Genomic DNA, 21210 nt, shown 5'->3' on the forward strand with positions numbered 1-21210 from the left:
GCCGGTGGAGTAGTGGTTTTTGTTGCGTCGATGTCATCCGAAGCCAGGACGGAAACGTCATCTCTAACGCATCGTGGGTGAGCGGTGGGAACCGGGGGCGGCTGCGAGATCCGATGGTGGTCTTGCAGACGGTGGGACAAGAGGGGTCGGATGAGGATTTCACGTGGCTCGCAGGCATGGTCGAGGGCCGGTTGGCTGCCTGCGGGGCAGGCATGTCAGGTCGCCGGCCGTACGTTGCCCACAGGGATGCTCTACGTGGGCGCAGGGCTCCGTGCCGCCGCGCGGGATGTCGTCGAGCCTGCCCTGATCGATCCCCGGCTGCCGGTCGATTGGAGTTCGCCCGATTGGTTCGGTAAGGAAATGGGGTATTGGCCGTCCTATTCGGAGATCTCCCCAAGAAGCCGCGCGGCCTATTTGCGGTGGCTGGAGGGAGGCCGCCGGCATCGGGACGTCCCCATCGGATACGTCTTCCTGTTCTTCTATGGACTGGAACGCCGGGTCATCGTCGACCTTCAGCAAGACGACGTGGCGCGCTCGGTGGAACTGCCGCTGATCCGAGCTGAGGTGGACCGGCTGATCGACCTGTTCGGCACCGATCGGTCGTTCCACGGTTACGCCATAGAGTTCCGTGACCTCCTCGAGGTCATGGCGTTCATCGGCGTCGCGGCGAGTTCGGGGCCCCCGCCCGCCGCCGACCGGATCCACCCACCGCCACAATTGCGCCTCGGGCTCGGCGAACTCGCCCGAGCAGGCCGGTCCGTGCCCGCGGAATGGGCCCTGGCCTGGGTGATGTCCCACCAGGGCTACCACCCTCGCACCTCGGCGAAGAGGTGCTCGGACGAGTTCGCCACCCTGTTCGGGCTCCGCTACGCCGACCGCCACCCTGACGGATTCCGGATCCGGGCATCGGGTCCCGAGCTGAGGTTCTCCTACCGCCCGGCCAGCGGTGGTTTCCACGGCTCCGCCACGCTTGCCATCCCGGGCATGGTCGACGTGTTCGACCAGAACCTGCCCCTGCGCCGCCTGGCCTCGCTCGCCGACGAATGCTCCGAGGATCTGGACGCCTTCAGCCGTCTGGTCGGCCGGGATTCCGGCCAGCGAGACGGCTTGGCGGGCGCGGCGCTGCTCCCGAAAGAGTTGCTGGACCTCGAGTCCGGCCAGGTCGGCCGGTTCGTCGAGTGGGCCCGCTCGCGTCTGGGCGGCTTCGCCATGTCCGCCGTACCGGCGGCGGACTTCCTCGGCTGGCTCCAGCCGGAACACTCGGCGAAGAAGGACGTCATCGCGCTCGCCCGGATCCTGGGCCAGGCGGGGATCGGGCTGGAACCCGACCCCCGGTTCGGCGGGCCGGTGCCCAAGGACGGCTCGGTGGTCCTCTTCCACGTGGAGGACGACTCCGACGCCGCGCCGTCACACGCCTACCAGGCCGCGATGCTGCTGCTCCATCTCGGCGCGGCGGTCAGCGCGGCCGACGGCCACGTGGCCTCGGAGGAGAAGCAACTCCTGGTCGGACACCTGGAACAGGCGCTCTACCTGACGGCCAACGAACGATCACGACTCCGCGCGCACCTGCGCTGGCTGCTGACGACCGAGATCAAGCTCACCGGCCTGACCCGGCGCATAGCGGTCGTCGACCAGGCTCAGCGCGAGCAACTCGCGGACTTCCTGGCCGCCGTGGCCGCCGCGGACGGTCGTATCGACCCGGCCGAAGTGAAGGCGCTGCGGCGCATCGCCAAACTCCTCGGCCTCACGCCCGAAGCCGTGGACGAGCGTCTCCGCGCGGCAACCGCTGCGACGCCACCGGCGACCGAACCGGTCGTCGTCCGGCCAGCCGAACCGGAGCCCGGCCATCCCATCCCACCGCCTCCGGACGAGCCGGCGGCCGAGCAGCCGCAGGGGATCAAGCTCGACGAGTCGGTGCTGGCCGCTCGAATCGCCGAAGCCGCCGAGGTCGCGGCGCTCCTCGGTTCCGTGTTCGGCGACGACGAGCCCGCGGCCCCGCAACTTCCGCCCCCGCCCGAGGTCAAGCCGGTCGCGGGCCTGGACGCGGCGCACTCCCGGCTGCTCAGGGCATTGTCGGAGCACCCGACGCTGCCGAGGTCGGCCTGGGAGGACCTGGCCGCGACTCATCGTGTGCTGCCCGACGGTGCGCTCGACCGGCTCAACGAGGCCGCCTACGACGTGGCGGGCGAACCGGTGATCGAAGGAGAGGACCCATTGGAGATCAACCACGACGCGCTGGGAGCGATGCAGTGACCACGACAACCCGGATCCGCCCGCGCGAGCGGGACGCCCTGCTGCAGAGCCTGCGGGCCGGAGTCGTCCCCAGGGTCGGCCAGCACCATGTGCAGGTCGGCCGGGTGGCCGAGGTCCGCGCGATGCTGGCCGACATCGAGCGCGTCGCCGACGGCGGCTCGGCCATCCGGTTCGTCATCGGCGACTACGGCGCAGGCAAGACCTTCTTCCTGCATCTGGTCCGCTCCATCGCGATGGAGAAGCGCCTGGTGACGGCGCACGCAGACCTCAACCCCGACCGGCGGTTGCACGCGACCGGAGGGCAGGCCCGCAGCCTCTACGCCGAACTGATGCGCAACATGTCGACCCGTGCCAAGCCGGACGGCGGCGCGCTCCCCAGCATCGTCGAGCGGTTCGTGTCCACGGCCCTGACCGAGGCCGAGGAGACCGGCCGCGCCCCCGACCAGGTCATCCGGGCACGCCTGGCCCACCTGTCGGAGCTCACCGGAGGGTACGACTTCGCCGAGGTCGTCGGCGCCTACTGGCGCGGCCACGACGGCGGAGACGAGCACCTCAAGGCGGCCGCGGTGCGTTGGCTGCGCGGGGAGTTCGCGACGCGTACGGACGCCCGCGCCGCCCTCGGCGTCCGTACGATCATCGATGACGGCACGATGTACGACCACCTCAAGCTCATGAGCCGGTTCGTCCGCCTGGCCGGCTTCGACGGCCTGCTCATCTGCGCCGACGAGATGGTCAACCTCTACAAGCTCGGCTCGACCAGGGCGCGCAACGCCAACTACGAGCAGATCCTGCGCATCCTCAACGACACCCTGCAGGGCAGCACCGCGCACCTGGGCTTCCTTTTCGGCGGCACGCCGGAGTTCCTCAGCGACTCGCGGCGCGGGCTGTTCAGCTACCCGGCCCTCCAGTCCCGCCTGGCCGAGAACTCCTTCGCGGGCGAGGGCCTGGTGGACCTGTCGGGCCCCGTTCTGCGCCTCCAGGCGCTCACCCAGGAGGACTTCTACGTCCTGCTGACCAAGCTCCGTCACGTCTACGCCTCGGGTGACGAGAGCGCCTACCTCGTCCCGGACGAGGCGGTCATGGCCTTCATGCAGCACTGCTCCGAGAAGGTCGGAGACGCCTACTTCCGCACGCCCCGCACCACCATCAAGGCCTTCTGCGACCTGCTGTCCGTCCTGGACCAGAACCCGGGCGCGGACTGGCGGAACCTGATCGGGACCGTGACGCTCGCTCCGGAGCACAACCCCGACCTCGTACCGCTGGACGGGGAACACACCGCCGAGGACCGGGGACCGGCCACGTCACAGGGCGACGATGACGACTTCACGACCTTCCGGCTCTGAGCCGGCCTCGGGCTCCTTCGACCTGCTCCACCCCGGGGTCCAGCGCTGGATCTGGCAGAGGCAGTGGAGGGCGCTCCACGACGCGCAGGAGTCCGCGATCCCGGTGATCCTGGCCAGGGAGGAGGACGTCCTCATCTCCGCGGCCACCGCATCGGGGAAGACCGAGGCGGCCTTCCTGCCGATCTGCTCCGCGCTCGCCGACGGCCAGGCCGCGACCGGCTTCGGCGCGGTCTACATCGGCCCGCTCAAGGCGCTGATCAACGACCAGTTCGGCCGGCTCGAAGAGCTGTGCGGCCAACTCCAGATACCGGTGCACCGGTGGCACGGCGACGTCGACGCCTCCCGGAAGGCGCGTCTCGTCCGGCAGCCTTCGGGAATCCTGCTGATCACGCCGGAGTCGCTGGAGGCGCTGTTCGTCAACCGCGGTACCCGTATCGCCTCCCTGTTCCGGGGTGTCCGCCACATCGTGATCGACGAACTGCACTCGTTCATCGGGTCGGAACGCGGTGCCCAACTCCAGTCGCTGCTGCACAGGCTCGAACTCGCCGTCCGGCACCCGATCCCGCGCATCGGCCTGTCGGCGACGCTCGGCGACATGGGAACGGCGGCCGAGTTCCTGCGGCCGGGCGGCGGGGGGAACGTCCGCCTCATCAGCTCATCGTCCGACGCGCAGGAACTCCGCCTCCAGATCAAGGGCTACCTGGACGACGAGCCCCGCCGCAGCCGAGAGCAGGCACCGGAGGGCGAGCGGGCCGAGGACGTCATCGGGGGCGGAAGGCTCGCCATCGCCGACCATCTGTTCACGGCCCTGCGGGGATCCAACAACCTGGTCTTCGCGAACGCCCGGCAGAACGTCGAGCTCTTCACCGACCTGTTGGTCCGGCGTAGCGAGCGTGCCGGAGTGCCGAACGAGTTCGTGCCGCACCACGGCAGCCTTTCCAAGGAGATCCGGGAGGACACCGAGGCCCGGCTCAAGGAGAGCTCGCTTCCGGTCACCGCCATCTGTACCTCCACCCTGGAGATGGGCATCGACATCGGATCGATCGTGTCGGTGGCCCAGATCGGCGCGCCGCCCGGAGTCGCGGCGCTCCGCCAGCGCCTCGGCCGGGCGGGACGCCGCGGCGGTCCCGCGACTCTGCGGATGTACGTGGCCGAGCCCGAGATCACTTCCCAATCGGCACCGCAGGAGGAACTACGAACCCAGCTGGTCCAGATCATCGCGATCGTGAACCTGCTGCTCGACCGCTGGTACGAACCGCCCGAGACCGGCGGTCTTCATCTGTCCACGCTGGTGCAGCAGATCCTGTCGATGATCTCCCAGCACGGCGGCGTCACGCCCCATGACGCCTACCAGACCCTCTGCGCGCACGGCCCGTTCCGGCACGTCGATCCACGGCTCTTCAAGACCCTGCTGCGCGATCTCGGCGAGGCCGACCTGCTCCGCCAGGAAAGGGACGGCCTCCTGCTGCACGGTCAGGAAGGCGAGCGCATCGTCAACCACTACACCTTCTTCGCGGCGTTCGCCTCGCCCGAGGAGTACCGGCTGGTCACCGGTGGGCGGACCCTCGGCTCTCTGCCCATCACCTACCCGCTGGTCGAGGGCGACCTGATGATCTTTGCTGGACGGCGCTGGAAGATCATCGCTGTGGACCAGCGCAGCAAAGTCATCGAGCTGGCCGCAGCCGGTGGGGGAAACGCCCCACCGTTCTGGGGCGCTCCCGCGGACGTCCATGACCGGGTCAGGGCGGAGATGCGCCTGGTCTACGAGACCGAGAAGACGCCGGTCTACCTTGACGCCGGAGCGCAGCGACTGCTCACCGAAGGCCGCAACGCCTACCGGCGCCTGAGCCTGGCCGAGACCCCCATCGTCGGCTGGGGCAACGACACGCTGCTCATCCCACTGCGCGGCGACACGATCATGAGCACGCTGGCGCTGGCCCTGCATCAGCGCGGTATCTCGGTGGGCCACCAGGGAGCCGTCCTGACCTTGTCCGACACCTCGCCTCAGCACGCGATCGACGTTTTGGCGGACTTGGCGGACGGCCCGGCCCCTGAGGCAGAGGAACTGGCCGTCCTCGTCCCGGACAAAACCATCGAGAAGTACGACGACGTTCTCAGCGAGGAGCTGCGCACCACCGCCTATGCGGCGCGCAAGCTCGATGTGGCCACGACATGGGCCGCACTGCCGGACCTCGTCGCCGTCGCCCAAAGAGCCGCACCCGCCCATCGCTCGGTTCCGGCGCCTGCCGCGCGGATCCGCCACGAGATCGGTTCGATTCCCTACGCGGTCATCGACGTCGAGACCACCGGACTCGACCCGCTGCGAGACCGGATCGTCGAGATCGCGGTCCTTCGCCTCGGCGCCGACGGCGCGGTGGAGCGGTCGTACAAGACCGTCCTGCACAACGACTCAGGCCCGGGACCGACGCACATTCACGGGCTCACCGCCGGCGATCTGGCCGGCGCTCCGGCCTTCTCCGACGTCGCCGGAGACCTCGCCGAACTGATCGACGGCACCGTTCTCGTCGCGCACAATGCGCAGTTCGACTCCGCCATGCTGACCAACGAGTTCGCCCGCACCGGAGCCGCCCCGGACGACCTCCTCACCCTCTGCACGCTCGACCTCGCCAGGCGGTTCGGGCCCGGACAGAGATCTCTCGCGCTCGCCGACTGCGCGGCGGAAGAAGGCATCCCTCCAGGACGGGCGCACACCGCGAGTGACGACGCCCAGGTCACCGTGCAGCTCTTGCTCCGCTATCTCGACCGGGCCAGGCAGGCTGGCCACCGCTGGCTGGACGAAATCGGCGCCGTCGGGGGGCTGCCTACCAAGCGCTGGGCTCCCTGGGCGCCGAGCCGGCGGCATCGTGGACGCACGCACGTCCCGGCCGAGCCGCTGCGCCGAAGGCTGCCGATCCCCGTGCTGGGCTCCAGGCAGGAGACCGTCTACGCGGACCACGTCGCCCGTGCCGCGCTGACACCGGACACGTTCGCCCGGCAGATCCCGCTCCTCCGCGACACCGCGAGCAAGCTTGAACTGAGTTCAGGCGACCTGGCACGTATTCACCGGCATCTCGCAGAGGCATGGCGAGGGCTTCCGGGCGAGCAGTCGTTGCTCCACGGGCTCGACTGAGGAATAGCCGGCTTGGGAAAGGTGCGGCTGGTAGACCAGAGCCCCGGTCGTTACAAGCGACCGGGGCCCTGAACACCCTGCACCTCGCCCCTGAACGCGGTCATCGTTCAAAGGCCGGGATGACCGAAGCTCAAGGGTCTCCTGGCGGATCGTGATGAACCACGCCGAGGCATCTCTCCAGGTCGGCTCTTGGCACTCGGTACGTGCTGGCGATCCTGATCACACGGCAGGGGAATCTGTCCTCCTTGGCGAGCTTGTACGCGAGCGTCCGGCTGATGCCGAGCGCGCGGGCGGCCGTCTCGATGCCGACGACGCAGGGCAGGTCATCGAGTTCACGGGGGCTGAGGGGCGTCATGACTGGTGCCTCCTGGAAGTGTCGGGTGCGGAGGAGGAAGGCTGCTGGCCAGATTGGCGGGCTGTGATCCGGAGGGCGGTGGCCACGTCGAAGGGAAAGTCCTGCGCGGCCAGCAGTACCGCGTTGCGGAAGCCGTCCTCTCCGGACAGGGGTTGAGCGCTGGCCCGATTCGTGGAGACGAACGGTCGGCTGAGATGGACGTCGACCGGTAGCTCGCTGGATTCGATCAGGTTGCTGATGATCTGGTCGGCTTCCAGATCTCCCGCGCCGAGCCAGCCTGCGGTTCCGGCAATCGTGGTGAAGCCGCCGTCCGGGTCGAGGTCGATCTGCTCGGCGATCCATCCCAGGATCGAGGCGGGGTCGGGGTAGATGGCCCACGGTCCTTCGTGTGCTTGGACGAGGACCATGGGGACTTCGGTGGTGCGGCCTTGCTCGTCGACGAACGCCTTGCCGTCGACGTGGCCGAGATACACGCACATGTGCCGAGCCGCTGCGATCACCTCGGCGACGCCGGTCATGTCGGGGCGCTCCCACCAGGCGCCGCTCATGACCTCCTCCCCGATCGAGGAGAAGCGTCCTCGCCGGCGTCAGCCGGTCGTACCGGTAACGCTGCGCTCGGCGCGTTGCCGGGCGCGCTGCCCGGCGCCCTGCTGTCCAACAGAACCGTCTTCAAGAGTGCTGTCTCCTTGGGGCCGGTGAGGTCGGCGCAGCACATCGCGAACTGCGGCCCAGGAGTAGCGGAAGTCCTTGCCGGTCTTCAGCGCCGGTATCTGCCCCGCGTTGGCCATCCTGCGGACGGTCTGCGGCGACAGCCCCAACTTGACGGCGAGCTCCTTCGTGGTGAGCACATCCGGATCCCGCCCGCTCGGCTCGGCCATCTCCGCCCCTCCTCGATCCAGTGCGCTTCGCGCTGCCCTTGGACATGAAGACGCATGAAGCGCCTTGGCGTTGTTTGCGCTCTATACCCTCTCGCCTGACCCGCGACACCGCCATCTCCCGAGACGGCGTGTCCGCTACTCCTGTCTTGAGGGGGCTGTCAGCGCCGGCTGAGAGCATCCACGGTCGTGGAACGGGACGAGTTCTGGGCGTTGATCGAAGAGGCACGGATAACCGCGGACGGTGATGCCCATGAGCAGGTCGAGTTGCTTGTGGATCGGTTGCGGCGACTGTCGCCGGCGGAGATCCGCTTTTTCAGCCGGCAGTGGGACCTGGTGACTCACGAGGGGCACATCTGGGATCTGGTCGGGGCCGCATATGTTCTTGACGGGTACGTCTCCGACGACCACTTCGACTACTTCCGGCCCTGGCTGATGATGCACGGCCGGGACGTGTGGGAGGCAGCGGTCGCCGATGTAGAGAACCTCGCCGACGCGCCCCTGCGGTTCGTCAACGGCTGGCCACAGTTGGAAGACGCCCTGTACATGGACGTCCGCGCCTACGGGGAGGCCACCGGCCGGGGGGAGGACGCGTTCTACGAGGACATGACCGAGGACGACCGCGAGGAGCATCGGCGTCTGGCGTTGGCTCCGCTGCGCGGCGTGCCGCTGCCAGAGACCGACGAGGAGTGCGCGCGCTGCTGGCCGCGGCTGTGGGCCCGGTACGCCGCGCGTCCCGAACGGCTGGCCTTCATCCAGCGACTTGAGGAGGCCGTGAATCCTCATCAGCCGACGTGGTGACCGAGCATGATGTGCACCTTCCATGGACGTCCCGTAGCCGGTGACTCTGAGCACCTGGGCCGGCAGGGCACCCAAAGGCCGTTTCCCTATCGCTGCTTGCTGCAGCCGATCAGGGCCTCGGCTGTTGACCTTGGCGTGCGCCGGGGAGGTTTCGTCAGAAGCCGACGGCAGACTGTGCGTGTGAAAGCCTCCTCGTTCACCGAGTACGGAACCGCCCCTGCCTGGGTGAGGTCGATGGGCGGCCCGTTGGTCGTCGTTCCGGTCTCCGCACTGGCCGCATGGGGTGGCTGCACGATGGCGGGGATGATGATCGGTGATGGGGAGGTCGTGGACGACTACGACCGGGCTTGTGACGTGGAGAGTCTGGCCGGGGTGATTGCCGTGGACCAGAACGGTGCGCAGGCGCTGGTCCTGGCCGATGAGCCCGCCAAGAGCTGCTATCTGCCCGCGCACCGGGTCTTCCTGCGCTGGCTCGCCGCACGCTCCGAGACCGGTCTGATCGCGGCGGCCGAGGCCGTTCTGGCTGATCCCGCCACCGAGTGGGAGGAGTGCGGCACGTGGGAGACCGATGGTCCGGCGGTGCTCATGGACTCCGCTGAAGCGGGTGCCGACTTGAACGTGGAGTATCCCGGTGGCGGAATGCCCGACCAGGCACCGGTTCCGCTTCCTCCCGGACGCTGGACGGTCCGCAGCGTGCACACCGAGATCGACGACGTTCGGGTTGGTCTGGTCCAACTCCTGCCCACTGGCCGGTGACCGAGGGGACCTTGCTGTACGTGTTTCGACCCGAGAGGGCATGGGGGTGAATCGAGGAGGCCGGATAGAGGCACCGGCCGATATGGTAACTGAGTAAAAGCGCTACTTTCACGCGCTGTCCTGTTGCTCACGTTTCTGAATACTCAGGCTGGCGTATCACCTAGGTGTCGACTCTTGGGTTCTCTTATGACAGCGTTGTTCGGCAGCGATCTATTTCCTCGGTCACCTTCTCCATGAACCAGCGCATGATCTCGTACGGGACGACATGCTGCTCGTCATCGCTGTGGATGTGGACGGTCGGCTCCAGAGCCGGATCTTCGTCAGGTATCACCGCCACGATGAAAGGTACTCCGGGTAGGTGGGTCCTGGCGTTTGGGAGGCTGGCCCACTCCGCCGGGGCGGGCACGGCCTTGCTCAACTCTACGTACCAGGCGTTGTCAGGTAAGGCGTAGTGGTACTGGATGACGTAGTGGCGGCCTGCGTGTTCTCGCATACTGCAGATTGGCACGGCTAGCTGGTCGGAGTCACTTGGATATCTGGTTGAACCGGTGGCCCGCCGGTCGGAATCCCCAGCGCACACCTGTGGCCAGCGGCTGGGCGGCTCTGTGGGTAGCTGCTCAGGTTTCCCATCCAATTTTTCGTTCCGGATGATGCTTCTTAGTGCCGTGTGATGTCGTCTCAAGTGAAGCGGTTTAATTAGGTGCAGTTTGCTCCCGGATCGCGGCGTTTAAAGGTGCTTGCCATGGCCTTCGGCAGCGAGCAATAGTCGTCCATTAGAAAACTCTGGACCCGGCGGGGTCCAGAGAGGCTTCTCCTCTACCGAGGCGAAGCGGACCGGGCGCGGTCGGAGATCGGGGGACTCGATGTGCGGTACGGCGGAAGAGCCGGGCCAAGAGCGGCGGGTGCCGTTGCGAAGGCGCCGACGGAGCAAGGGGCGGCGAAGGAACGCGGTGCAGCTCTGGCTGAGCGACGAGGAGCTCGCCGAGGTCGCAGGCCGGGCGAGGGAGGCTCGCATGGCGGTCGGTGCCTTCGCCGCCGAATGTCTCCTGGCCGCGTTACGGGAAGCTCCGCCACCGGGCTCCCTCGTCCCGCATGACGTCCTGGTCGCGCTGAACCGCGCGGTCGAACAGGTGCGCCGTATCGGCAACAACTACAACCAGGCCGTCACCAAACTGCACGTCACCGGCCAGCGAACCGACGACCTCCTCCCGTACGGACGGGAAATGGCCCGGACGTTCCGCCGCCTGGAGGAACTCGCGGAATCCGTCAGCGCCCACATCCACGGCGCCCGCAGATGATCGGGAAGGTGACGCGCGGCACCAAGGTCGCAGGGCTCCTCTACTACCTGTACGGCCCGGGAAAGGCCAACGAGCACCGCGACCCGCACCTGATCGCCGGCTGGCGCGACCCGGCCGAACTGGAACCGCCGCTGCGTCCGAACGGCACCCGCGACTTCCGCTACCTCGGCGGCCTGCTCGACCGGACGGTCACCGCGCTCGGCCCGCACAACCACGTCAAGCCAGTCTGGCAGTGCTCGATCCGCGCGGCGCCGGACGACCCGATCCTGACGGACGCCCAGTGGGCAGACATCGCCCACCGGGTGATGGACCGTGTCGGCCTCGCCCCGGCCGGGGACGACGAGGCGGTCCGCTGGATCGCGGTCCGCCACGCGGCCGACCACATCCACCTCGTGGCCACCCTCGCCCGCCAGGACGGCACCCGCCCGGAGATTTGGAACGACTTCTACAAGGTCGCGGACGCCTGCCGGACGATCGAACGCCACTACGGCCTGCGGGCCGCCCCGCCCTGCGACCGGACGGCCGCCCGCCCACCGGGCCGCGCCGAGACCGAGAAGGCCCGTCGCCATCGACGGGACGAGGCCCCGCGCACCACACTCAGGCGCCACGTCTCCACCGCTGCGGCCGGCGCCCGCAGCGAGGCCGAGTTCTTCGACCGCCTGGCGGCCGGAGGAGTGCGGGTCCGCAAGCGGTTCAGCGACCGCCGACCGGACGAGGCCACCGGCTACGCGGTCGCCCTCCTGGACGACGCGACCGCCTCCGGAGAACCGGTCTGGTACGGCGGTGGAAAGCTCGCCGCCGACCTCTCACTCCCCAGGCTCCGCGCACGCTGGTCCAAGCCGTCCGAGGCCGGCGGGCCGGTGTCCGGCCGCTGGCTCTCCGCCCGAACCGCCCGAGCCGCGCTCCGGCAGTCGGTCGCGGACGCGGCGGATCGCTCGCGGAACGAGACCGAGTTCTTCACCCGCCTGGAGGAAGCGGGCCTCCGCGTTCGCAAGCGGTTCAGCGAACTCCACCCGGGCGAGATCACCGGCTACGCCGTCACCCTCCCCGAGTACACCGGCTCGGACGGAGCCCCTCTCTGGCACAGCGGAGGCAGCCTTTCGGACCGGCTCACCCTTCCACGCCTACGGCAACGCTGGCAGACCCCGGAGGCTCCCGCAGACGACCGGCTGACCCTCACCTTCGAAGAACGCCAAGCTCTCTACGACGACGCGGCACGGGCCGCCGCCCATGCCACCGAACACATCCGGCGGTACGGAAGATTCGACCCCGCCCGCGCCGCCGACGCAGCTTGGGCGACTTCCGACGTCCTCCACTCCGCCGCGAGATCCCTCGGCAATCGAGAACTGAGCCGAGCTGCCGATGCCTATGACCGCGCCGCCCGCGAACCCTTCGCCAGAATCCCCACCCCGACCCCGGCGGGCGACGCCCTCCGTACCATTGCGAGGGTCTTCGCCCTCGTCCCGGGCGAAGCGGCCAGGGACGGTCGCACCCTGCTGCTGTTCATCGCGAACCTCGTAACGCTGATCGAGGCCGTCGCGGAACTCCGCGACATCCAGCGTCGACCGGTCCAGGTGGGCGCGGCTGCGACGGCAAGAGGACGTGTGTCCGGCCGGAACACTGCGCTGGAGACCCGCCAAGAGCAGCCAGCCGATCGTGACGGTGAGCTGAATGAGATCGCCCGGTTCATCAGCTCCGAGTTTCCGACTCCGATCTTCGAAGCTACCCAGAAACCGACGGCCGGTTCTTCGGAAAGGGACGCCACAAGCCCGGTACGACGACACCCTCGCGGCCCTCAACGCTGACCCACGCATCCATCGTTTACACGTCCATGAGGGACCTCACGGGCCTTCAGAGGATGGGTGGCGTCTATAACTTGGCGGCCGACAGCACACCGGACATCGGTGCTATGGCCGAGCTTGCCTGTGAAGTTCTTGTGACGGTGAGGGAAGAGGGGGACGGGCAACGGGCTTTTCGGTGAGTTGGTCTCGCGTCCGGAGGACGCTGCTCCTGGTGGCGTTGATGAACTCGAGCCGGGCGCTCTCCATCTCGTTCCTCGCCTGTCCCCAGGCTGTCTCATCCGCTCTTTCGCCATGGTCGATCTGTGCGCGACGGGTCCAGAAGATCTCGTCCATCCTGTAGGCGGCTGCGATGACCTCCGAAGTGCCGACAAGCCATATCAGGGCCAGTGCTTCATTCCACGCGGTCCAGTCGACCTCCTCGCCGTGCTTCCACCGTCTGCGCAAGGCGAGCTGGCATCTCGTTGACTCTACGATGATCGCTTTGCATGCATCGATCTGTCTGTCCCTGGACCAGTGTCGACGCTGTGCCCGGGTGGAGAGCACCGCTCCCGTTGCCACACCCAAGAGGGTGGCGGTCGCACCTCCGGCGCTGGACACCACGACCTCCCACGGGAACGGCATCGCCCCTCCTCATCAGCGTCCTCGCTAAGACTCACCGAGGCGGTAGTGGCCGTCTAGGTCAAGAGACGCAGTCCTGACGAGGAAGAGACGGAACCCGAGGACCAAGACGGCCGCCAGGACGGTCAGCTGCGGAACTCGGTTGGCGGCGAGATGTCGTTGACGATCAACTCGGTCATCTTGAGCAGACGGCGGAAGCAGGTGAAGGCGTCGGAGAAGGGCGAGGGATATCCGAGCCGCACCAGGTGCCTGCGGAGTTCGGGCAGGCAGCTCAGGAGAATGTCGGCGTGACCCGGACCTGCGGTGCCGCCGTTGCGAATGTAAGTCGAGATGCAGCCTGCGAGCGTCACGTCCAGGTAGACCAGGTCGCCCTTGTCCGCGGGCGGTGTCTCCGGGAAGGGGAGCTCGGCGTGTTCGGCCCACAGGAGGCCGACCGCGTGGAACGTCGCCTGATGGCTCTCAGGCCCAGGCCACCTGTAGCCGTGCAGGTATCGGGTCTCTGCGGCGGACGAGGTGCGCCGGGGACACCGCTTCTCTTCCCGGCGCCGGTCGGCGAAGGCCCGCATCTCGGTGAGCCAGGCGGTCCGGCTCAGCTCCAGCATGTCCAGGGCTCGTAGCAGCGCATTCTCGTCCTTCCGCAGGGCGCCGGTGGTGCTCAGATACGACCAGGTCGCGTTGAACCCGATCGGACAGTAGTGGCCGACGGCACATCTCAGAGCGGTGTATCGCTGGCCGTAGGGAAGGCCGCGATCACGCACCCGCCTCGCATAGGTGCCGAAACTCACGAGGTGATCGCCTCCCGGACGTCGAGTGCGCTGGGGCCTCGTCACAGGGTTCCGGTTGTGGGCCAGTGGGACCAGTGAGTATTTGGGCGGCAGGGTGGGGCGATACCTGGTGGTGTCGCCGGTGGCGAGGACTCCGGCGATCTGGCGGTAGGCCTCGCTGTCGCTCGGGGACTCGTCGGGCAGCAGCGGGTGCCGCCATTCGTTGAGGCACAGCATTTGGGGCAGGTCGGCGGGGATACGGGCACGCAGTTCGGTCTCGTCGGCGAGGAGCAGGTTGCGGTGGGCGGGGACGAGCATGCGGTAGACGTCCTGAAGAGGGGTGCCGGTGCTGCGTCGAGGTGTATGGGGCGGCCGCGGATCAGCAGGGGGACGCCGCCGACGTACCTCTCGCCTTGTTCGTCGACGAGTTGATCGTGCTTGTCGAGGCGCTCTAGGAAGTCGCCGTGGTCGAAGCCGGGGTTTCGGCTCGTGAGGCGGTCGCCGAAGAAGCGCAGGACGTCGTAGAGGTTCCATCCTCTGGGGTTGTAACCGACCAGTTCGACGACGAGCGTCCAGCGCGTCTCGTCGCGGAAACGGTGGCGGGCAACTGGTGGCTTCATCGCGTGAATTCAGGCAGGTCAAGCTTCGTGCTGATCACATTGGAGCCGGGGCTGACCGCTGCGCGATATGCGGATGGAGCACCCTGGCAGGTGTCACCACTGAGGCAAGATTTGGGTGACTTTCTGGAGGAACCTTCAGGTCGTCATCTATCTTGCCAAGGTGTCGTCGGACTCAAGCAAAATCGCGGGGACAGCTGTACAGCTGATCATGACCACTCTCCCGCCCGACGACGCGGGTGCGAGAACAGCGGACCTTTACGACTGGCAGGCCTCCATGGCCGCCGCGGACGGACTTGAGCTCTATCGGACTGCACTTAAAGGGGATGAGAATCTGACCGATAGAGAGGCATGCCGGATCCTGTGTGAGTATCACGAGGACTGGGTGGCGATCCGTGGCAATGATGCTGAACTGGTGTCGGCCAAGCACAAGGAGCCGTCGTTCGGCGCCTACACCACGATCAACCAGCTGCGTGGTGACGGCGGGCTGGGCCATCTGTTTTCACGCTGGCTGGCGTTAGGGGAGAAGCCAAAATGTCGGCTCGTGACAACAGCCGGCTTGGCTGCTGGCGCACCTCAGGAGCTAGATAAGGCGATCGTCATCCTGAGAAGCCAGCGACTTGACAGCAAGCCACTCGTTGTCGCTGGTTCCCCCGGCAAGGCGGTCTCTGAGTTTGCCAGGACTCTCCTGAGTAATCCAGACAGTCTGCCTGCTCAGTGGAAATCGACCGGTAGCGGCCGAAAGTCCAGCCCGACTGTTGAGCAGCGCGAACAAGTTGCGCGATTCCTCTCGGCGCTCACATTACAGTGCGGACGCCCTGGCAGAGCGCATATCGAATATGCGGCACCTGGCATGTACGCCAAGCCGGTCCTCACCCAGCTTGGCTACCCCAACACACCCCCGGAGGCGGTCTGGGAGGCGGTTCTTGGAATCGTCAGAAGCCGCATGCGCGCTGCCGGACCACGGCCTGAGGGCGGGCTTCAGCCGGTGCTAGCTCACACCTCGACGACGGCGCTAGAGACTGTCGAGCCCGAAGATCATCTCGCTGCCAGGATCGTTACGCTTGGCGACATCGATGTTGCAGTGAAAACCGCCATCGCCCTTCCAGGTGGCTTCATGCCGCTCCCGATGCTCATCCGAACCAGCCGTCTTGCCGTCAAGATGGCTGCCGGTCATTGTGGGGATAACAGCATCGAACGTGCTGAGCAGCTGAAACTGGACTTTCAGAACTACTGGCGCGCACGAGCCAGTGGCGATCCAGCTGCTGGCTTGGAGAAGGAGCGACTCATGCGTGCCCTCCACCGGCTCAGTGATCAGGCCGCTGCTGTCACGGAGACTCATGATCATCCCTGGGGAGCTGACTTCTGGACCGAGGTTCAGACCCGGATCGAGGTCATGCTTGCTAGCGAGAACCGAGACGATCTTGATCTTGATCTCCTGCTCGGGGGGATCTGTGAACTCGCTAGCCGTTGCAAGGTGTGGTTCAGCAGGGGTTTCGACGTTGAAGCGGCGATCGCGCAAGCACGGGCCCGACAAAGGGCAGCGTCATGAGCATCACACCTGATCCTGAGGAACTCGCCCTTCTACGGGAGGACCTTGCTTATCACCAGGCAAGGGTGCTCCTGTTGGTGGAAGCCGTAGCCCGTACGGCGGGGCACGCTGGCAAGCTCGATGGATTGACCAAGCTAGCCAAGCTCGACTTTCTCGTTCGCTATCCGGCGCTGGCGCCGGCCGTATTAGATCGTCTCGATCCCAACGATTGTCGCCTGCACCTGTCGGAGGAGGACATTGCCGTGCCCACCGACGTCGAAGCCCCTATGACCCGTTACAGATATGGTCCATGGGACGATCGGTACTATCCCGTGATCGGCGCGCTGACTGGGCGCGGACTATTGCGCTACGTGCGAGGGCGCCGCGGCAGCGTTGCACTGGCGCCAACGCCCGCTGGACGTAAGCTTGCCCAGGCCATGACAGCCACCCCGGAATGGGCGGAAACTACGGATCGTTGCGTCGCAATCGCCGAGGCCGCCTCAGGCATGACGGGCAGCGCCCTCAAAGACCTGATCTATGAGCGGTTGGCCGATCTTATGGACCGTCCCCATCGACAGGTGATCCAGTGACTGTCCGATTCAGAATCGACACTGTTGCCCTCGCTACCACCGAGGGCGAAGTGCATTACGCTTTCCCGTCAGATCTCACCGTGCTTGCAGGGAAGACAGGCGTCGGCAAGACCACGTTGCTTGAGTTGATCAAGTTCGGCTTTGGCGGAAACGCCGCCTTAGCCGACGTAGCACGCAACCACGTCCACGAGGTCACGCTCGAGGTCGCCATTGGCGACTCTCGCCTGCAGATATCCCGCAGCCTAGGAACTGCTAAGAGCAAGAAGGTTCGCGTTACTGACCTCACTGCCCGGGAGCGGCTTCCAGATCACCATATCGATGCCACCCAACCTAGCCTCAGCACGCTCTTGATGACCGCGCTCGGCCTCCCTGACGATCTCAAGGCGGCGGTCACGACCAAGGGCAGTACTAACGCTGGAAACCGCATCACCTTCGCCGATATCTTCTCTTACCTCTACGTACCTCAATCGGCTATCAATCGGGAAATTGCCCGCAGTGGAGAGGGTTACTACCAGCCCAAGCGCAAGGCGGTATTTGAGCTATTGTTTGGGCTGACGAATCCTGACATCATGAAACTCCGGTCGGAGGTCAATACCCTCAATGGCGAGATCGCTGAGGCTGAGAAAGAGCATCAGACCGTCCTGACCTTCTTGGAGGACAGTAACACTACCGCTCGCTTGGACGCGCAGAACGCTCTCGACGCCGCTGCGGCGGCGCAGGCAGCTGCCGAAGCGGAGCAGATGGCCCTCAGGAACGCAATCGACCCCATCACCGACCGCGAGACGCAGGTCCTACGGGACATGCTCAACGACGCAGAGTACGGACTGGCCGAGGCGCGCGCTCTTGTCACTCACCTCACCCGACAAGTCGGCGAATACACTGCGGAACGGCGCCGAGTGCAAACTGATCTGACCAGACTCCAACGAATGCACGATGCGGGTGAGCGCCTAGCCGATATCGAGTTCGTTGTTTGCCCGCGCTGCATGCAGTCGCTTTCCAACCGAAGCGTTCCCGACACTAGCTGTCGGGTCTGTTTGCAGCCAGACCCAGTTCAACCCAGCACCCCTGAGCAGGGTGGACGCTATGAGATCCTCCAACTGACCGATCAACTCACTGAGATGCATGACCACCTCGAGGCGATCGCAACCCAGCTGGAAGCAGCCCGGCAGGCCGAAGTGGACCGAACGCAACTGGTCGATGCCTTGACCGCAAAAATCGACGCCCGGGTGGCTGAACGTCTCACGCCCAGGCTCCAGGCCTTCAGTGACGCAGCTGACCGTCTAGCAGCCGCGCGAACGCAACAAGAGCACCTGGAGCAAGTTCTACGGCAATGGGATCGAGCCGACGACCTTGGCTTGGTCGTCCAACGACTCCAAGGCGAAAAGGATCGCATCCTGGCAGAGATTCAAGAGGCCCAAGAGGCTCTTGACGCTAGAAAACGCGATATCCTCGACGCTCTCAACGACGAGTTCCAGCGAGCCGCCTCAGAGTTGGGCATCCCTGGCGTTCAGCAAGCCACCATTAACCGCGACAGCTACCTCCCTATGCTCAACGGCCAGAAGTATTCCACCTTCAGTGGCCCCGGCGGCGGAATCATCACGGCAACGCAAGTCGCCTACTGGACATCCCTGCTTAACGTCGCTCTCCGAGACCGACAGACCCGTTACCCGGCATTCCTGCTAATTGACACGCCGCGGCTAGCCCTCCAAGCAGAGAGCTTGGCTGCAGCGCTTTATCGACGGATCGTAGGTCAGGCCGACGCCAACCCTGGACGTATTCAGCTGATCATCGCAGACAACGAACTCCCTGCCGCTTACAGAAGCCACTACCAAGAGGTCCACTTTACTTATGAGGACCCGACTATTCCGACCATCCCCCACCCTGGACCCAAGGCCGTGCAGAAACTTGCTGGCTCCACCGCAGGAACCGAGGGAAGGGAGACAGCCATTTGATCCACCTGGCTATAGCCAACAAACCCGGCTCCACTGAGGTGTTTCATTCTCAGTTTTGTATGATGGTGCAGGACAAGGATCGCCTGGACGGTGGCGGTGGTTCGGCCGGGTGAGTAGTGGGCTGTCGAAGGACGTGCTGGTGCTGAACGAGGTGGCGTCTTGTTCGCCAGCGACGCGGATGCGGACGTGGTGCCGGTCGAGCAGCTTCTTGCGTTTGCCGCAGCTACGGCGTTTGAACGAGGGGCCGATGGCGCAGTAGCTCTTGTTGCGTAGCAGGCGATGGCCCGGCTGGTGAGTGCGTTGACGATGCCACGAGCGCGGGCGGCGGTCAGGCCATGAACCGAGCTGGGCATCGCTGGTGAAGTCCAGATCAGTCGGCTGTCAACCTAAGCACCATCTCAGGTGCGGGAAAGAGCGCGCAGGAGCCGCCGGGAACCTGCTCGCCGTGCGCGGCGCAAAACGTCCGGTACAGCTTCTTGGCCTATGCGGCCCGGATCACCTGACGGATGATCGCGGTGCCGAGGGCGTCCCAGAGGTTCGGGTTGCGGAAGCGGGAGACCGGCCCGAGCTCGGCCAGGGCACCGCCGAGGGCGGGGACGTCGAACGGCAGGATGACATCGAGCACCAGCTCGGACCCAGCCGGGCGCAGCGGCCGTACCTCTGGCCCGTCCGGGCGGACGGTCACCAGCCACCGGCCGCCGTCGGGCATCTCGAGGGCCCCGACGGTGCCGTCCGGTGTGGCGTGCCAGGCAGCCTGCTCGGTCATCGTGAAGGCCGGTCGCGCCATGTCTCCCGCTCTCGTCGTGACTTCCGCGAACCCCGCATCATCCCATCAGTCACCTCCCTCAACTGGGAGTTCGCACCAGACGACCTTTCCGTTGCCAGTAGGGAAGTAGTAGTTCCACTGCCGGGACAGGCAGCCGACCAGGAAGAGACCCCGGCCGCCCTCGACGTCCGGGCCGGACTCCTTGATGACCGGCGGCTCCGGGTTGGCGTCCCACACCTCGATCAGCAGCAGCCGGCGGTCTGAGGCGAGCCGCAGGCCGATCTCGGCTGTTCCGGCGAGCGCCGCGTAACCGTCCCGCTCGACGTCGACTCCGGAGGCCCGGTAGGCGTTGGTGACCAGTTCGGAGACCAGCAGCTCGACCGTCTCGATCGCGCCTCGCAGCCGCCACCGCTCCAGTAGGTCGGCCGCGTGCCTGCGCGCCCGTCGGGCCGCGCTGGGCAGGCAGGCGAACTCCGTCGCGTCCCGCAGCGGCCACTCCTGTGCCTCTGGCATCCCGATCGTCTCCATCCTCGCTACGGGGGGCGAACGGACGTGATATGCCGGTGAAGCTCACGTTTCGTATCCGAACGCCAACGTTGTAGTAACCACGGAACCGCCCCGGCGTCCGCGGGACCAGAGCACGAATACGGCAGCGGTGCGGCACATCTGGCGCATCCGGTGCCTTGACCAGGCAGGACGAGCAGGGAAACGTCGTCATCGGACGGCCACGACCGAGAAAGGCCGAAGCATGGCGCTCAAGCGGCAACGCCTCGCGGAACGACGGCGCGCGGTCGGCCACAGCCAGGAACGGCTCGCCGAGATCCTCGGCATCGAGCGGTCCACCGTCGGGCGCTGGGAGCGCGCCGAGACCGACCCGCTGCCGTACCTGCGGCCACGGCTAGCCCGCGCGCTCAAGGTCTCACCGGACGAGTTGGCCGAAATGCTCGACGAGGTCCAGTCCGCCGAGCCGCAGCGCAACGAGCGGCTGGACCGCGTCCTGAGCAACCCGACCAGCGTCGACCTGGTCACCACCGCCTACCTGCGCCAGCGGGTGCAAGCCCTGATCGAGGAGTACGACCGCGTTCCATCGGCTCTGCTCCTGGCCGCCGCCGGGCAGTGCCATGGACAGGTCGCCTACCTGCGGCAGAACGCCCCTAGCGGACGGGTCCGCCGGGAATTGTTCGCTGTCGAGGCCGAGTCCGCGACGCTGATGGGCCAGCTCGTCTGGGACGCCTCGCAGCGCCGGGACAACACGACCACGCTGGCCTACTTCGACGCCGCCATCACCGCGGCCCGCCAGGTGCGCGACGACTTCGCCGAGGCGCACGCCCAACTGCGCAAGAGCTACGTCGCCCTCTACGGGCTGCGGAATCCGAAGGACGGGCTCTTGCTGGCCAAGGCCGCAGCTCGTACGGCCAAGGGCACCAGCCCGGCCCTGGTCGGGATCGCCCTCATGCACGTCGGTGAGGCCCACGCGATGCTCCGCGAGACCCGAAGCTGCGAGAAGGCGCTGGGAACCGCTCAGGTCCAGTTCGGCAGGAGCGAGGGAACGGACCCGGCGAGCGGGTTCTTCACACCCGCCGACCACGATCGGATAACCGGCTCCTGCCACCTCTTCCTGGGCGAACTAGCTGTTCTGTCCTGACAGGTTGGTGACGCGGCTGGCGGGTGGTTGGCCGTCCAGGGCGGTGTGGCCGCGGTGGTGGTTGTAGGTGTGGAGCCAGGTGGGGAGTGCTTGGCGGCGTTGGGTTTCTGAGGT

17 protein-coding genes and 3 pseudogenes are annotated in these 21210 nt (G+C 66.5%); 11 read left to right on the forward strand and 9 right to left on the reverse strand.

Annotation, left to right across the window (positions count from 1 at the left end; genetic code table 11):
- Positions 1-150: 150 nt before the first annotated feature.
- Genes DPM19_RS34425 through DPM19_RS34435 form a run of 3 tightly spaced genes read left to right on the forward strand, consistent with a single transcriptional unit; the run spans position 151 to position 6726 of the window.
- A complete protein-coding gene (locus DPM19_RS34425; RefSeq protein WP_111872301.1) occupies positions 151-2253 on the forward strand; it encodes a tellurite resistance TerB family protein in 2103 nt (700 codons plus the stop codon).
- Positions 2250-3596, forward strand: coding sequence for an ATP-binding protein (locus tag DPM19_RS34430; protein ID WP_111872302.1), 1347 nt, complete (start codon positions 2250-2252; stop codon positions 3594-3596). Before DPM19_RS34425 ends, DPM19_RS34430 begins: the two co-directional genes overlap by 4 nt.
- On the forward strand, positions 3568-6726 hold the full coding sequence (locus DPM19_RS34435) for a DEAD/DEAH box helicase (RefSeq protein WP_158566997.1): 3159 nt from the start codon (positions 3568-3570) through the stop codon (positions 6724-6726). Before DPM19_RS34430 ends, DPM19_RS34435 begins: the two co-directional genes overlap by 29 nt.
- 130 nt (positions 6727-6856) lie before the next feature.
- Here DPM19_RS34435 and DPM19_RS34440 read toward each other — a convergent pair whose 3' ends face one another.
- Genes DPM19_RS34440 through DPM19_RS34450 form a run of 3 tightly spaced genes read right to left on the reverse strand, consistent with a single transcriptional unit; the run spans position 6857 to position 7959 of the window.
- Entirely contained in the window at positions 6857-7081 is a 225-nt protein-coding gene (locus DPM19_RS34440; protein ID WP_111872303.1) for a helix-turn-helix domain-containing protein, read from the reverse strand.
- Complete coding sequence (locus DPM19_RS34445; protein ID WP_111872304.1) at positions 7078-7629, reverse strand: hypothetical protein; 552 nt, start codon at positions 7627-7629, stop codon at positions 7078-7080. The genes DPM19_RS34440 and DPM19_RS34445 overlap by 4 nt, the downstream gene beginning before the upstream one ends.
- Before the next feature lie 39 nt (positions 7630-7668).
- A complete protein-coding gene (locus DPM19_RS34450) occupies positions 7669-7959 on the reverse strand; it encodes a helix-turn-helix domain-containing protein (RefSeq protein ID WP_111872305.1) in 291 nt (96 codons plus the stop codon).
- 186 nt (positions 7960-8145) lie between these two features.
- On the opposite strand from DPM19_RS34450, the gene DPM19_RS34455 reads away from it, so the two are divergent.
- Together DPM19_RS34455 and DPM19_RS34460 are read left to right on the forward strand one after the other, a co-directional pair.
- Positions 8146-8757: a DUF4240 domain-containing protein gene (locus tag DPM19_RS34455; RefSeq protein ID WP_158566999.1), complete on the forward strand. Its 612-nt coding sequence runs from the start codon at positions 8146-8148 to the stop codon at positions 8755-8757.
- Positions 8758-8991: 234 nt separating this feature from the next.
- Entirely contained in the window at positions 8992-9513 is a 522-nt protein-coding gene (locus DPM19_RS34460) for an Imm21 family immunity protein (protein ID WP_111872319.1), read from the forward strand.
- Positions 9514-9697: 184 nt separating this feature from the next.
- Here the strand turns inward: DPM19_RS34460 and DPM19_RS34465 are convergent, their stop codons facing one another.
- Entirely contained in the window at positions 9698-10006 is a 309-nt protein-coding gene (locus DPM19_RS34465) for a hypothetical protein (RefSeq protein ID WP_111872307.1), read from the reverse strand.
- Between the two features lie 457 nt (positions 10007-10463).
- Here DPM19_RS34465 and DPM19_RS34470 point away from each other — a divergent pair, with 457 nt between their 5' ends.
- Positions 10464-10811 carry a hypothetical protein gene (locus DPM19_RS34470; protein WP_111872308.1) on the forward strand — a complete coding sequence of 116 codons (348 nt, stop codon included), beginning with the start codon at positions 10464-10466 and terminating at the stop codon, positions 10809-10811.
- Between the two features lie 8 nt (positions 10812-10819).
- Positions 10820-12616 carry a relaxase/mobilization nuclease domain-containing protein gene (locus DPM19_RS34475; RefSeq protein ID WP_146779104.1) on the forward strand — a complete coding sequence of 599 codons (1797 nt, stop codon included), beginning with the start codon at positions 10820-10822 and terminating at the stop codon, positions 12614-12616.
- 740 nt (positions 12617-13356) lie between these two features.
- On the opposite strand, the pseudogene DPM19_RS34485 reads toward DPM19_RS34475, so the two are convergent.
- Positions 13357-14325: pseudogene (locus DPM19_RS34485) on the reverse strand (DUF7003 family protein); the annotation flags it as partial.
- Positions 14326-14351: 26 nt separating this feature from the next.
- A pseudogene (locus DPM19_RS37105) lies at positions 14352-14615 on the reverse strand (DUF7003 family protein); the annotation flags it as partial.
- Positions 14616-14730: 115 nt separating this feature from the next.
- Between DPM19_RS37105 and DPM19_RS35095 the strand changes: the two are divergent.
- Genes DPM19_RS35095 through DPM19_RS34500 form a run of 3 tightly spaced genes read left to right on the forward strand, consistent with a single transcriptional unit; the run spans position 14731 to position 18685 of the window.
- Complete coding sequence (locus DPM19_RS35095) at positions 14731-16164, forward strand: hypothetical protein (protein WP_146779105.1); 1434 nt, start codon at positions 14731-14733, stop codon at positions 16162-16164.
- Entirely contained in the window at positions 16161-16733 is a 573-nt protein-coding gene (locus tag DPM19_RS34495; RefSeq protein WP_111872313.1) for a hypothetical protein, read from the forward strand. Before DPM19_RS35095 ends, DPM19_RS34495 begins: the two co-directional genes overlap by 4 nt.
- Entirely contained in the window at positions 16730-18685 is a 1956-nt protein-coding gene (locus DPM19_RS34500) for an AAA family ATPase (protein ID WP_111872314.1), read from the forward strand. The genes DPM19_RS34495 and DPM19_RS34500 overlap by 4 nt, the downstream gene beginning before the upstream one ends.
- Before the next feature lie 481 nt (positions 18686-19166).
- Here DPM19_RS34500 and DPM19_RS34505 read toward each other — a convergent pair whose 3' ends face one another.
- Together DPM19_RS34505 and DPM19_RS34510 are read right to left on the reverse strand one after the other, a co-directional pair.
- A complete protein-coding gene (locus DPM19_RS34505) occupies positions 19167-19472 on the reverse strand; it encodes a hypothetical protein (RefSeq protein WP_111872315.1) in 306 nt (101 codons plus the stop codon).
- Between the two features lie 45 nt (positions 19473-19517).
- Positions 19518-19964, reverse strand: coding sequence for an ATP-binding protein (locus tag DPM19_RS34510; protein WP_158567001.1), 447 nt, complete (start codon positions 19962-19964; stop codon positions 19518-19520).
- A gap of 235 nt (positions 19965-20199) precedes the next feature.
- On the opposite strand from DPM19_RS34510, the gene DPM19_RS34515 reads away from it, so the two are divergent.
- On the forward strand, positions 20200-21096 hold the full coding sequence (locus tag DPM19_RS34515; RefSeq protein WP_111872317.1) for a helix-turn-helix domain-containing protein: 897 nt from the start codon (positions 20200-20202) through the stop codon (positions 21094-21096).
- On the opposite strand, the pseudogene DPM19_RS34520 reads toward DPM19_RS34515, so the two are convergent.
- Positions 21079-21210 (reverse strand): annotated as a pseudogene (locus tag DPM19_RS34520) (integrase core domain-containing protein); the annotation flags it as partial. The gene DPM19_RS34515 and the pseudogene DPM19_RS34520 sit on opposite strands and share 18 nt — an antisense overlap.

The sequence above is a fragment of the Actinomadura craniellae genome (genome assembly GCF_003289645.1).
GTDB lineage: Bacteria > Actinomycetota > Actinomycetes > Streptosporangiales > Streptosporangiaceae > Actinomadura_D > Actinomadura_D craniellae.

Excerpts from the sequence above, each read along its gene's own strand:
- DPM19_RS34425 (WP_111872301.1), top strand. The coding sequence starts at position 151 with ATGAGGATTTCACGTGGCTCGCAGGCATGGTCGAGGGCCGGTTGGCTG.
- DPM19_RS34435 (WP_158566997.1), top strand. The coding sequence starts at position 3,568 with ATGACGACTTCACGACCTTCCGGCTCTGAGCCGGCCTCGGGCTCCTTC.
- DPM19_RS34495 (WP_111872313.1), top strand. The coding sequence starts at position 16,161 with ATGAGCATCACACCTGATCCTGAGGAACTCGCCCTTCTACGGGAGGAC.
- DPM19_RS34440 (WP_111872303.1), bottom strand. The coding sequence starts at position 7,081 with ATGACGCCCCTCAGCCCCCGTGAACTCGATGACCTGCCCTGCGTCGTC.
- DPM19_RS34505 (WP_111872315.1), bottom strand. The coding sequence starts at position 19,472 with ATGGCGCGACCGGCCTTCACGATGACCGAGCAGGCTGCCTGGCACGCC.
- DPM19_RS34515 (WP_111872317.1), top strand. The coding sequence starts at position 20,200 with ATGGCGCTCAAGCGGCAACGCCTCGCGGAACGACGGCGCGCGGTCGGC.
- DPM19_RS34460 (WP_111872319.1), top strand. The coding sequence starts at position 8,992 with ATGGGCGGCCCGTTGGTCGTCGTTCCGGTCTCCGCACTGGCCGCATGG.
- DPM19_RS34510 (WP_158567001.1), bottom strand. The coding sequence starts at position 19,964 with ATGCCAGAGGCACAGGAGTGGCCGCTGCGGGACGCGACGGAGTTCGCC.
- DPM19_RS34445 (WP_111872304.1), bottom strand. The coding sequence starts at position 7,629 with ATGAGCGGCGCCTGGTGGGAGCGCCCCGACATGACCGGCGTCGCCGAG.
- DPM19_RS34450 (WP_111872305.1), bottom strand. The coding sequence starts at position 7,959 with ATGGCCGAGCCGAGCGGGCGGGATCCGGATGTGCTCACCACGAAGGAG.
- DPM19_RS34465 (WP_111872307.1), bottom strand. The coding sequence starts at position 10,006 with ATGCGAGAACACGCAGGCCGCCACTACGTCATCCAGTACCACTACGCC.